This window comes from Phycicoccus sp. (assembly GCF_035325325.1).
Classification (GTDB): Bacteria; Actinomycetota; Actinomycetes; order Actinomycetales; family Dermatophilaceae; genus Phycicoccus.
Window position 1 is genome coordinate 17,783 of sequence record NZ_DAOLAC010000042.1, and the last position, 12,397, is coordinate 30,179.

Sequence of the window (12,397 nt, forward strand, 5' to 3'; positions counted from 1 at the left end):
GATGACCACCGCACCCGTCGCCCGGCGCATCGCCGGCGCCCCCATCTCGTGGGGCGTCTGCGAGGTCCCCGGCTGGGGTCACCAGCTGACCCCGGACCTCGTCCTCGCCCAGATGCACGAGGTCGGGCTGGCCGCCACCGAGTTCGGGCCCGACGGCTTCCTCCCCGACGCCCCGTCCGCCAAGGCCGCGACGCTCGCCGCGGCGGGCCTGCGCGCGGTCGGCCAGTTCGTCCCGGTCGTCCTCCACGACCCCGCCGTCGACCCGTTGCCCGCCGTCGAGGAGGCGATGACCGGCCTCGTCGCCGCCGACGCCGGTGTCGTCGTCATCGCGGCGGCCACCGGTGCCGAGGGCTACGACACCCGCCCGGACCTCGACGACGACCAGTGGGCGACCCTGCTGCACCACCTCGACCGGATCAGCGACGCCGCCGCCGCGCGCGGCCTGCTCGCCGCCCTCCACCCGCACGTCGGCACGATGGTCGAGAGCGGCACCGAGACCGAGCGCGTCCTCGCCGGCAGCCGCGTCGCCCTCTGCCTCGACACCGGTCACCTCCTCATCGGCGGCGGCGACCCGGTGGCCGTCGCCGCGCAGCACCCCGACCGGATCGGGCACGTGCACCTCAAGGACGTGCGACTCGACCTCGCCGACCGGGTGCGCTCCGGCGAGCTGACCTACACCGACGCCGTCGCCGCCGGGATGTACGTCCCGCTGGGCGCGGGGGACGTCGACGTCGCGGCCATCATCGGCTCGCTCGAGTCGGCGGGCTACGCCGGCTGGTACGTGCTCGAGCAGGACACCGTCCTCGCCGGCGACCCCGACGCCACGGGCGTCGACCCCGCGGCGGACGTACGGGCCTCGGTCGCGCACGTCCTCGCCGTCGCCGACCGGCTCGGGGCGAGCACGTGAGCGCCCCGGACCTCGTCGCCATCGGCCGCACCGGCGTCGACGTCTACCCGCTCCAGCACGGGGTGGGCCTCGAGGACGTCGACACCTTCCGGAAGTTCCTCGGCGGCAGCGCGACCAACGTCGCCGTGGCGGCGGCTCGGCACGGGCACTCCGCACTCCTCGTGACCAAGGTCGCCCACGACGCGTTCGGACGCTACGTGCGCCGCGAGGCCGAGCGGCTCGGGGTCGACCCCTCGGCGATCGCGGTCCACGACGGCGACGGACCGCCCACACCGGTGACCTTCTGCGAGGTGCACCCCCCGGACCACTTCCCGCTCTCGTTCTACCGCTGGCCCACCGCCCCGGACCTGCTGCTCACCGACGACGACCTGCCGCTCGACGCGATCCGGGCCACCCGCGTCCTCTGGGCCACGGTGACCGGCCTGTCGCAGGAGCCCTCGCGCGGCGCCCACCACACGGCGTGGGCGGCCCGCGGCCGGACCGGGCACACCGTCCTCGACCTCGACTGGCGCCCGATGTTCTGGGCCGACCCCGCCGAGGCGGCCCGTGAGGTCGGCCGCGCCCTCGCCCGGGTGACCGTGGCGGTCGGCAACCAGGAGGAGTGCGGTGTCGCGGTCGGGGAGACCGACCCCCACCGCGCCGCCGACGCCCTGCTCGAGCGTGGCCTCGAGCTCGCCGTCGTCAAGCAGGGCCCGCGAGGGGTGCTCGCCGCGACCGCCGACGAACGGGTCGAGGTCGCGCCCTTCCCCGTCGAGGTGGTCAACGGCCTCGGCGCCGGGGACGCCTTCGGCGGAGCCCTCGTCCACGGGCTCCTCGAGGGCTGGGACCTCGGACGCACGGTGCGCTTCGCCAACGTCGCGGGCGCGATCGTCGCCGGCCGGCTCGAGTGCTCCACCGCGATGCCGACGACCGACGAGGTCGAGGCCGCGCTCGCCGGGGCCGGGCGGTGAGCGCCGTGACGAGCCACCGCGTCGGGCCGGCCGACCTCGCCCGGCTCACCGAGACCCGGGCCCGCGAGCCGCAGCGGGTCCAGCAGGCCTGGGACGAGCGCACCCTGCGTCCGCTGCTCCCCGACGACGGCCGGCTGCTCCTCGTCGCCGCCGACCACCCGGCCCGCGGCGCGCTCGGCGTCGGCCCGGAGCCGATGGCGATGGCCAGCCGCTCGGACCTGCTCGACCGCCTCGTCACCGCCCTCGAGCGTCCCGGCGTCGACGGCGTCCTGGGGACGCCCGACGTGCTCGAGGACCTCCTCCTGCTCGGTGCGCTCGAGGGCAAGGTCGTCGTCGGGTCGATGAACCGCGGTGGGCTGCAGGGCGCCTCGTGGGAGCTCGACGACCGCTTCACCGCGTACACCGCCGAGGCCGTCGGCCGGCTCGGCCTCGACGGCGGCAAGATGCTCCTCCGCGTCGCCCTCGACGACGCCGGGTCGGTCCGCACCCTCGAGGCGTGTGCCCGCGCGGTCACCGAGCTCGCGGACGCATCGGTCATGGCCATGCTCGAGCCATTCTGGTCGGTCGTCGAGGACGGTCGGGTCCGCAACCTGCTCGACGCCGACTCGATGGTGCGCGCGGTCCAGGTCGCCTCCGGGCTGGGCGCGACGAGTGCGCACACGTGGCTCAAGCTGCCGGTCGTCGACGACCTCGCGCGCGTGATGGACGCGACGACGCTGCCGACCCTCCTGCTCGGTGGCGACCCCGACGGCGCGCCCGCCGAGACCTACGCCGCGTGGGAGCAGGCCCTCGACCTGCCGTCGGTCCGCGGCCTGGTCGTCGGGCGTGCCCTGCTCTACCCCCGCGAGGGCGACGTCGCCGCCGCGGTGGACGTCGCGGCCGACCTCGTCCACGGTGGGACCTCATGAGCACCGGCCGCGACAACGGGGCCTACGTCCGCCTGCACGGCAGCGCCCTCGACGGGCCGTTCGGGGTCGCCGTCACGCCGACCTCCTCGTCCCCCGTCCCCGGCTGGCGGCACACGACGCTGCGGGTCGCGACCCTCGACGGCCGGCTCGTCTCGCACGAGGGCGGCGAGGAGGAGACCCTCGTCGTGCCCCTGGACGGCCCGGTGCGGGTCGAGGTGACCGAGGCCGACGGCACGGTGCACGACGTGGCGCTCGAGGGCCGCGCCTCGGTCTTCGACGGCCCGACCGACGTCGTCTACGCCGGACGCGGTTCGCGGCTGCGCCTCCATCCCGCCACCGGCGTCCCCGTCCGGGTCGCCCTGTGCGGCGCCCCGGCCCGGAAGGCGGTGGACGCCAAGCCGTTCCGCCACCTGCGCGCCGCCGACGTCCCCGTCGAGCTGCGCGGCGCCGGCCGGGCCAGCCGGGAGGTGCGGAACATGGGCCTTCCCGACGTGCTCGACGCCGACTCCTTCCTCGTCTGCGAGGTGGTCACCCCGGCCGGCAACTGGTCGAGCTGGCCGCCGCACAAGCACGACGAGGACCGGCCCGGTGAGGAGACCGAGCTCGAGGAGATCTACTACGTCGAGACCCGCTCGAGCGACCCCCGCGGGACGGACCCGGTGGGCTACCTGCGGGTCTACGGGTCGAGCGACGAGCGCCCCCTCGACGTGCTCGCCGAGGTCCGCACCGGCGACGTCGTCCTCGTCCCGCACGGCTGGCACGGGCCGGCCGTCGCCGCGCCCGATGCCGACCTGTACTACCTCAACGTGATGGCCGGCCCCGGGCCCGAGCGGGCCTGGCGCATCTGCGACGACCCGGCCCACGCGTGGGTCCGGGAGGCCTGGCCGGACGAGCCGGTCGACCCGCGACTGCCCCTGGGAGGCACCCGATGACCGCATCCGAGACCGTCCGCCTCACCGTCGCGCAGGCGCTCGTCCGCTTCCTCGGGCAGCAGTGGACCGAGCGGGACGGGCGCCGGCAGCGGCTCTTCGCCGGATGCCTCGGGATCTTCGGTCACGGCAACGTCGCCGGCGTCGGGCAGGCCCTCCTCGAGGACGAGCTGCGGGCCGCGGACGCCGGGGAGGAGCCGGGGCTGCGCTACGTCCTCGGGCGCAACGAGCAGGCGATGGTCCACACCGCCGTCGGGTACGCGAAGCACCGCGACCGGCTGACGACGTGGGCGGTCACCGCGTCGGTCGGGCCCGGCTCGACCAACATGCTGACCGGTGCCGCGCTCGCGACGGTCAACCGGATCCCGGTCCTGCTGCTGCCCTCGGGCACCTTCGCCACCCGGGTCGCGGCCCCGGTGCTCCAGGAGCTCGAGCTGCCGTCCGCCGCAGACGTCTCCGTCAACGACGCCTTTCGGCCCCTGTCCCGCTTCTACGACCAGGTCGACCGGCCCGAACAGCTGCCGGCCGCGCTGCTCGGGGCCTGCCGGGTGCTCACCGACCCCGCGGAGACCGGCGCCGCGACCATCTCGCTCCCGCAGGACGTCCAGGCCGAGGCCTTCGACTGGCCGGTCGAGCTCTTCGCCGAGCGGGTCTGGCACGTCGCGCGTCCGCCGGCGGAGCCCGCGCGGGTCGCCGACGTCGCCGACGCCGTGCGGGCGGCGCGGCGGCCGCTGCTCGTCGCCGGCGGCGGGGTCCACTACTCCGGGGCCGAGGAGGCACTCGCGGCCTTCGCGGAGGCCACCGGCGTCCCGGTCGCCGAGACCCAGGCCGGCAAGGGTGCGCTGCCGCACGGCCACCCGCAGCTCGTCGGCGCCGTCGGGTCGACGGGCACCACGGCGGCCAACGCCCTCGCCGCCGAGGCCGACCTCGTCATCGGGGTCGGCACCCGGTGGACGGACTTCACGACTGCTTCGCGAACCGCCTTCCGTCGCAATGGAGTCCGATTCGTCAGCCTCAACGTCGCCGCCTTCGACGCGGGCAAGCACAGTGGCCTCCCGCTGGTCGCGGACGCTCGCGCCGGGCTCGAGGCGCTCACCGACGCGCTCACCGGCCATCGGGTGGACGACGCCTACGTCGCGGAGGTCGCCGGGCTGTGGCGCACCTGGGACGAGCAGGTCGAGGCCGCCTACGAGCCGCCCGCCGAGGTGACCGGTGCCCTGGCGCCGGGCCTGCTCACCCAGGGCCAGGTCCTCGGGGTCGTCAACGAGCACACCGACCCCCGCGACGTCGTCCTGTGCGCCGCCGGCTCGATGCCCGGCGACCTCCACAAGCTGTGGCGGGTCCGCGACCGCAAGGGGTACCACGTCGAGTACGGGTACTCCTGCATGGGCTACGAGATCCCGGGGGCCCTCGGGGTGGCGCTGGCCGACGACACCCGCGACGTGTTCGCGATGGTCGGCGACGGCGGCTACCTCATGATGCCGACCGAGCTCGTCGTCGCCGTCCAGGAGCGGGTCAAGCTCGTCGTCGTCCTCGTCCAGAACCACGGGTTCCACTCGATCGGGTCGCTCTCGGAGGGGCTCGGCTCACAGCGCTTCGGCACGTCGTACGAGTTCCGGGGCGCGGACGGCCGGCTCGACGGCGGTCACCTGCCCGTCGACCTCGCCGCGAACGCCCGCAGCCTCGGTGCGCACGTCATCGAGGTGCACTCGCGCGACGAGCTCGTCGCCGCGGTCGCCGAGGCCAAGGCCGCGCCGCGCGACGGTGGGCCGGTGGTCATCCACGTCGAGACCGACCCGCGGGTGCACGCCCCGTCGAGCGGGTCGTGGTGGGACGTGCCGGTGGCGCAGGTGTCGGCCCTGGACTCCACCCGCGAGGCGTCGCGGGCCTACCGCGCGGCGAAGGCCGACCAGCGCCCGTACCTCGCGCCGTCGACCCCGAAGGAGACCGTCCGATGAGCCCCACCGAGGTCCGGGTCGGCGTCGTCGGCGTCGGCATCATGGGAACCGACCACGCCGAGCGCCTCGCCTCCCGCATCGCCGGCGCCCGCCTCGTCGCCGTCGCGGACCCCGACCGGGTTCGCGCCACCGCCCTCGCGGACCGGCTGGGCACCGAGGTCCTCGCCGACCCCCTGGCGCTCGTGGCCTCGCCGGACGTCGACGCCGTCGTCCTCGCCTCCCCGGGCTTCGCCCACGAGGAGCAGGTGCTCGCCTGCCTCGCCGCCCGCAAGCCGGTCCTCTGCGAGAAGCCGCTGACGATGGACGACGAGTCCTCGCTCCGGGTGGTGCGGGCCGAGGTCGAGCACGGCGCCCGCCTGGTCACGGTCGGGTTCATGCGGCGCTTCGACCCCGAGTACGCCGAGGCCCGGGCCCTGCTCGGCACCGGCGAGCGGGGGCGCCTGCTGCTCCTGCACAACGTGCACCGCAACCGTTCGGTCCCCAACGCCGACTTCCGTTCGGAAATGATCGTGCGCGACAGCCTCGTCCACGAGGTCGACTCCTCGCGCTTCCTCTTCGACGACGAGGTCGTCGAGGTGACGGTGCTCGCTCCCGCCCCGACGCGGCACGCCGCCGAGGGCGTCCTCGACCCGCAGGTCGCCCTCTTCCGGATGGCCGGCGGCGGGCTGGTCACCAACGAGGTGTTCGTCAACAGCCAGGTCGGCTACGAGGTCCGCTTCGAGGCGGTGGCCGAGCGCGGGTCGTTGACCGCCGGCCTGCACACCACGGCCCTGCTCGGCACGAGCGCCGCCGCCGGCGGGGGCGCCTGGGGCGGGGTGGTCCCGGCCGACTACCGGCGCCGCTTCGCCCGGGCCTACGACCTCGAGGTCCAGGCGTGGGTCGACGGCATCCGGGCCGGCACCGGAGCGGTCGGCGCCTCCGCGTGGGACGGCTACGCGGCGACCGCCGTGAGCACCGCCGGGATGGCCTCCCTCGCGACCGGGACACCGGTGGCGGTCGAGCTCGCCGAGCGTCCCTCGCTCTACCGGGCGACTGCCGATCCCGTCGCCGTTCCGTGAACCGAGCACGGACTCCACATCCGCGCGCCGGCCTGACACACTGATTCCACCACTCACACGGACAAGGACCGATACCCGTGAGCACGACCCCCACCCGCATCACCCACCTCGTCGCCGGCGCGCCCTGGGAGGGCACGGCCGCACGCACCAGTCCCGTCTACAACCCGGCCACCGGCGTCCGGACCGGCGAGCTCGACCTCGCGTCGGCCGACCTCGTCGGAGAGGTCGTCGTCCGGGCCAAGGAGGCGTGGGCCGGCGAGTGGAAGGACGCCTCGCTCGCCAAGCGCACGCAGGTGCTCTTCAGGTTCCGCCAGCTGCTCGACGAGCGCAAGGAGGAGATCGCCGCCCTCATCACGGCCGAGCACGGCAAGGTCCTCTCCGACGCCGTCGGCGAGGTCACCCGCGGCCTCGAGGTCGCCGAGTTCGCGTGCGGCATCCCGCACCTGCTCAAGGGCGGCTTCACCGAGAACGCCTCGACGAAGGTCGACGTCTACTCGATCCGGCAGTCCCTCGGCGTCGTCGCCGTCATCAGCCCGTTCAACTTCCCGGCGATGGTGCCGCTGTGGTTCGTCCCGGTCGCCATCGCCTGCGGCAACGCGGTCGTCATCAAGCCGTCAGAGAAGGACCCGTCGGCCGTCAACGCCGTCGCCGCGCTCTGGACGGAGGCCGGCCTGCCCGACGGCGTCCTCAACGTCGTCCACGGCGACAAGGAGGCGGTCGACGCCCTCCTCACCCACCCCGACGTCAAGGCCGTCTCCTTCGTCGGCTCGACCCCGATCGCGAAGTACGTCTACGAGACCGGCACCGCACACGGCAAGCGGGTCCAGGCCCTCGGCGGCGCGAAGAACCACATGATCGTGCTCCCGGACGCCGACCTCGACCTCGCCGCCGACGCCGCCGTCAACGCGGGCTTCGGCTCGGCCGGCGAGCGGTGCATGGCGATCTCGGCCCTCGTGGCCCTCGAGCCGATCGCCGACGAGCTCGTCGAGAAGATCAAGGACCGGATGGGCAAGCTGGTCACCGGCGACGGCACCCGCGGCTGCGACATGGGCCCGCTCGTGACCGCGCAGCACCGCGACAAGGTCGCCTCGTACCTCGACGCCGGTGTCGAGGCCGGCGCGACCCTCGTCGTCGACGGGCGCGAGGGCGACGTCGACGCCGACGGCGAGGGCTTCTTCCTCCGCCCGACCCTCTTCGACCACGTGACGAGGGAGATGTCGATCTACACCGACGAGATCTTCGGCCCGGTGCTCTCGGTGGTCCGCGCGACGACCTACGACGAGGCCCTGGAGCTCATCAACACCAACCCCTACGGCAACGGCACGGCGATCTTCACCAACGACGGCGGTGCCGCGCGGCGCTTCCAGCACGAGGTCGAGGTCGGGATGATCGGCATCAACGTGCCCATCCCGGTGCCGATGGCCTACTACTCGTTCGGCGGCTGGAAGAACAGCCTCTTCGGCGACACCCACGCCCACGGGATGGAGGGCGTGCACTTCTTCACCCGCGGCAAGGTCGTCACCTCCCGCTGGCTCGACCCGAGCCACGGCGGCATCGAGCTCGGCTTCCCGCAGAACGCCTGACCGGGGTCCCCACACCCGCACCCCGCACCCCGCACCCCGCGCCCCGCGCCCCGCACCCCGCGCCCCGCGCCCCACACCCCTCAATCGCGTGCTACGGCGCAGTAAGTGCTGCGATGACGACCAGTACTGCGCCGTATCACGCGCGTCGGGGCGCATCGTTGCGCGTTCGTGACGCCCGCGATGCGGTTCCCGTGTGGTGGTCGTCGTCGTTCTGCCTCATCATGGGCTCGGCGTGTGGTACGACCGCGCCCTCGGGGCCACGGACAGGAAGACGGATCGACATGATGTCGCGCAGGAGGCTGGCGCTGACCGCCGCGGTGGCGGTACCGCTCGTGCTCGGTGGTGCCGGGACGGCCTACGCGACCCACTACCAGGACAAGGCCCTGCCGGGCAGCGCGGTCGGCGGGGTCCCGGTCGCCGGGATGACCCGCGACGAGGTGGCCGAGACCGTGCGCGAGCGCGCCGCCGCCGTCACGGTGACGCTGACCAACGGGCGCTCGACCCGCACCGCGCACCTCGCCGAACTGGGGTACGCCGTCGACGTCGAGGCCACCGTCGACGAGCTCTTCACCGCCAACCGGGAGTGGTCCTCCTACGCCCGCTCGCTCGTCACCCCGCGCGACGTCCCCGCCGTCGTCTCCACCGACGACCGCACGCTCGCCGCCGTCGTCACCTCGCTCGTCGCGGACGCCGACAAGGCCGGCCGCGACGCCACGGTCTCGCTCGCGAAGGACAAGAGGTCCTTCGTGGTCTCGCCGGCCGTCGCCGGCCAGACCGTCGACCCCGCCACCTTCCAGGACGTCGTGGCCCGGGCCGCCCACCGGCTCGCCCCGGCCCGCACGACCCTCCGCTTCGTCGAGGGCACGCCGAAGGTCAGCACCGCGGTGGCGCAGCACGTCGCCGACGCCGCGAACGCCATCGTCAACGCACCCTTCAGCGTCACGGACGGCACGAAGTCCTATCCCGCGGCGCCGTACACCAAGGCCTCCTGGGTCACCGTCCCGGTCAGCGACGGCGTGCCGCAGGCGCCGATCGTCGACGCCGCAAAGGTGCGCGCCTGGGTGGGCGCGGTCGCCAAGGCGGCCACGGTCGAGCCGACGACCGGCCTGCGCTACGTCGACTCCGCCGGGACGGTCCGCAAGGTCGTCACCGAGGCCGAGGACGGGCGCACGCCGAAGAACGCCGACCAGCTCGCCGGCGCCGCGGTCGCGGCCCTCGGCTCCGGTGGCACCTACGCCGGCACGCTCGCCTTCAGCCCGGTCAGGGCGGCCTGGGACGAGAAGCGCATCGCTCCTGGCGCCGAGAACCTCGCCTACCCGGCGGCGGTCGGGGAGAAGTGGATCGACGTCGACCTGGGTCGGCACACGATGACCGCGTACATCGGCGCCGAGGTCGTCTACGGCCCGATCGCGATGGTCAACGGCGCGGCCGCCACCCCCACGTCGGTCGGCACCTTCCACGTCTACCTCAAGAACCCGCTGATGACGATGCGCGGACGCAACGCCGACGGGACGAACTACGAGACACCGGACGTTCCGTGGTCCTCGTTCTTCGTCGGTGGCATCGCCCTGCACGGCGCCCCGTGGCGCTCGAGCTTCGGCTACGCCGCCTCACACGGCTGCATCAACCTGCCGGTCCCCGTCGCCAAGTGGGTCTACGACTTCGCGCCGGTCGGCACGACGGTCGTCTCGCACTACTGACGCCACGGCTCAGACGAGCAGGGCCACCGCCGCCACCGCCGAGGCGACGAGGACGGCGACGTCGAAGCCGCGCTGGCTGATGCGGCGGACCGTGGCGTAGCCGAGCAGGCCGCCGAGCAGCACCAGGGGAGCGAGCACCCCGGCCCGGCCGACGTCGCGCCAGTGCATCAGCCCGAGACCGACCGAGAACGGCACCTTGACGAGGTTGACGATGAGGAAGAACCAGGCGTTGGTGCCGACGAAGCGTCGCTTGTCGATGCCGGCCGCCGACAGGTAGAGGGTCATCACGGCGCCCGCGGCGTTCGCGGTCATCGTCGCGAAGCCCACGGCGCTGCCGGCCGCCCAGGCGGGGCCACGGCGTTCGTGCAGTGACGAGGACTCCTCTCCCGCACGCCACTTCACGACGAGCTGCAGCAGGACGAGGACGAGGAGGATGGCGCCGATCGTTCGTCGAAGGGTCGTGTCGTCGACGACGCCGAGGAACACCGACCCGATCGCGAGGCCGGGCAGCACGGCCGGGAGCAGCCGACGCACGATGGCCCAGTCGGCGTCCCGGCGGTAGTGCCAGACGGCGACGAGGTCGCCGACGATGAGCACCGCGAGGATGGCCGCGGTCGACTGCTTGGCCGGCAGGACCGTGGCGAAGATCGCAACGGCGACGACACCGAGACCGCCGAGCGCGGTCTTGGAGTACCCCACGACCAGCGCCGCCGCCCCCATCGCGAGGACGGCCGGCACGGTGCCACCGAGCAGGTCCATGGCGACCTCCTCCGGCAGCGACCCGGGCGAACGCTACCCCGGGTCAGCGGCGGCCGAAGTCCTGGGTCCAGTAGACGCCGTAGCGGCTGGCCTTGAGCACGCGCGCGACACCGACGCCGATGGCCTTGTTCGAGCAGTTGAGGATGTTCTTGCGGTGCCCCGGACTGTGCATCCACGCGGCGACGACCTCCGACGCCGTCGTCTGGCCGGCGGCGATGTTCTCGGCGGACCCGTAGCGGTAGCCCTGGGCCCGGATCCGGGTCCAGGGCGTCCGGCCGTCGCGGCTGGTGTGGCTGAAGTAGTTGTGCACCGCCATGTCCGTGCTGTGCAGCTTGGCGGCCTTCGCCAGGCGGGCGTCGACCCGCAGGGCGGAGCACCTGACCTTCGCGCGCTCGCGGTTGACGAGGGCGACGACGGACTGCTCGAGCTGGGTCGGCGTCGCGGCCGACGCCGTCGGGGCGGCGGCGACCACGAGGGGCACGACGACCGCGGCGGCGAGCGCCGCGCGGGCACCGCCCGAGCGGACGAGGCGAGCGGACGAGACGGAGGAGCTGGGCATGACGACCTCGGGGGACGGGCCCGTGAGCGGGCCTGACGTGCAGGGACGGTGCGCCGGGGCTCGCACCGGCCCCACCGTCACACGGCCTCGCGGCCGCCACGTGCCGAACGGGGGTACCGCGGGCCGAACGGCCGACCGGTACCCCCGTCCGCTTCGCTCAGTAGCGGCGGCCGAGCTTCTTCTTGCGCCAGGCCTTCGCCAGCTCGAGCCGGACGACGTCGCGCCGGCGCCGGCCCTCGACCCTGTTCGGCAGGGAGAGACGGACCACCTTGAGGTAGACCGAGCCGGCCTGCTTCCAGAGGCTGCCGGTGACGTAGGGCAGGTCGTGGCGCTCCATGAGGTCACGGATGCGCGGGGCGATCTCGGCGTACCGGTTGCTCGGCATGTCCGGGAAGAGGTGGTGCTCGACCTGGTGGCTGAGGTTGCCGGTCATCACGTGCATCGCCTTGGTGCCGCTGATGTTGCCCGAGCCGAGCATCTGGCGCAGGTACCACTCACCGCGGGTCTCGCCGTCGATCGAGGTCTTCTCGAAGGTGGAGATGCCGGGCGGGAAGTGACCGCAGATGATGACGGTGTTGGTCCACACGTTGCGCACGAGGTTGGCCACGACGTTCGCGGTGAGGGTCGTGCGGGCCGAGCCGGTGGCCGCCGAGAGGGCGGGGTGGACGAGGTAGTCCTTGGTCGCCTGCCGCTTGATCTTCGCGACGACCTCGTCGCGGTCGGCGCGGAACTTGGCCTTCTCCTCCTCGCTCATCCGGTTCTTCTTCGCGAGGTAGCCGCCGAGCTCGAGGTCGTAGGCCGCGATGGAGTACTCGAAGAGCAGGGCGTTGCCGACGTGCCAGATCGGCTGGAAGAGGTAGAAGGGGCTCCACTTCTGGTCCTCGTCGACCCGCAGGATGCCGTAGCCGAGGTCGTTGTCGCGGCCCAGGACGTTGGTGAAGGTGTGGTGGATCTCGTTGTGGCTGTGCTTCCACTGGCTCGCGGGGGAGGCGTTGTCCCACTCCCACGCCGTCGAGTGGATCTTCGGGTCACGCATCCAGTCCCACTGGCCGTGCATGACGTTGTGGCCGATCTCCATGTTCTCGA

Annotated in this window: 11 protein-coding genes; 8 read left to right on the forward strand and 3 right to left on the reverse strand. The window is 73.6% G+C overall.

The genetic code is table 11. From position 1 onward, the window contains the following. Nucleotide 1 precedes the first annotated feature (1 nt). The 8 genes from PKA89_RS18055 to PKA89_RS18090 all read left to right on the forward strand — a co-directional run bounded on the left by PKA89_RS18055 (nt 2) and on the right by PKA89_RS18090 (nt 9,993). Nucleotides 2–907, forward strand: a complete 906-nt coding sequence (locus tag PKA89_RS18055) for a TIM barrel protein (RefSeq protein WP_324421880.1) — start codon at nt 2–4, stop codon at nt 905–907. Further along, nucleotides 904–1,857 carry a 5-dehydro-2-deoxygluconokinase gene (iolC, locus tag PKA89_RS18060; RefSeq protein ID WP_324421883.1) on the forward strand — a complete coding sequence of 318 codons (954 nt, stop codon included), beginning with the start codon at nt 904–906 and terminating at the stop codon, nt 1,855–1,857. Before PKA89_RS18055 ends, iolC begins: the two co-directional genes overlap by 4 nt. A gap of 5 nt (nt 1,858–1,862) precedes the next feature. Next, the gene (locus tag PKA89_RS18065) at nt 1,863–2,765 is read left to right on the forward strand and encodes a deoxyribose-phosphate aldolase (protein ID WP_324421885.1); all 903 of its coding nucleotides are present in this window, start codon (nt 1,863–1,865) and stop codon (nt 2,763–2,765) included. Then, nucleotides 2,762–3,697, forward strand: coding sequence for a 5-deoxy-glucuronate isomerase (gene iolB / locus PKA89_RS18070; RefSeq protein ID WP_324421886.1), 936 nt, complete (start codon nt 2,762–2,764; stop codon nt 3,695–3,697). Before PKA89_RS18065 ends, iolB begins: the two co-directional genes overlap by 4 nt. Next, nucleotides 3,694–5,652, forward strand: coding sequence for a 3D-(3,5/4)-trihydroxycyclohexane-1,2-dione acylhydrolase (decyclizing) (gene iolD / locus PKA89_RS18075; RefSeq protein ID WP_324421888.1), 1,959 nt, complete (start codon nt 3,694–3,696; stop codon nt 5,650–5,652). The genes iolB and iolD overlap by 4 nt, the downstream gene beginning before the upstream one ends. Beyond that, nucleotides 5,649–6,710, forward strand: a complete 1,062-nt coding sequence (locus tag PKA89_RS18080; protein WP_324421890.1) for a Gfo/Idh/MocA family oxidoreductase — start codon at nt 5,649–5,651, stop codon at nt 6,708–6,710. Before iolD ends, PKA89_RS18080 begins: the two co-directional genes overlap by 4 nt. 77 nt (nt 6,711–6,787) lie before the next feature. Next, nucleotides 6,788–8,293, forward strand: a complete 1,506-nt coding sequence (locus PKA89_RS18085) for a CoA-acylating methylmalonate-semialdehyde dehydrogenase (protein ID WP_324421892.1) — start codon at nt 6,788–6,790, stop codon at nt 8,291–8,293. Nucleotides 8,294–8,577: 284 nt separating this feature from the next. Then, nucleotides 8,578–9,993, forward strand: coding sequence for a L,D-transpeptidase family protein (locus tag PKA89_RS18090; protein WP_324421894.1), 1,416 nt, complete (start codon nt 8,578–8,580; stop codon nt 9,991–9,993). 9 nt (nt 9,994–10,002) lie between these two features. On the opposite strand, the gene PKA89_RS18095 is transcribed toward PKA89_RS18090, so the two are convergent. The 3 genes from PKA89_RS18095 to PKA89_RS18105 form a co-directional block, all read right to left on the reverse strand. Next, a complete protein-coding gene (locus tag PKA89_RS18095) occupies nt 10,003–10,752 on the reverse strand; it encodes a sulfite exporter TauE/SafE family protein (protein WP_324421896.1) in 750 nt (249 codons plus the stop codon). A 43-nt stretch (nt 10,753–10,795) separates the two neighbouring features. After that, a complete protein-coding gene (locus PKA89_RS18100) occupies nt 10,796–11,311 on the reverse strand; it encodes a CAP domain-containing protein (protein ID WP_324421898.1) in 516 nt (171 codons plus the stop codon). 157 nt (nt 11,312–11,468) lie between these two features. Continuing rightward, a partial coding sequence (locus PKA89_RS18105) for an acyl-CoA desaturase (protein ID WP_324421900.1) occupies nt 11,469–12,397 on the reverse strand: 929 nt, incomplete at its 5' end.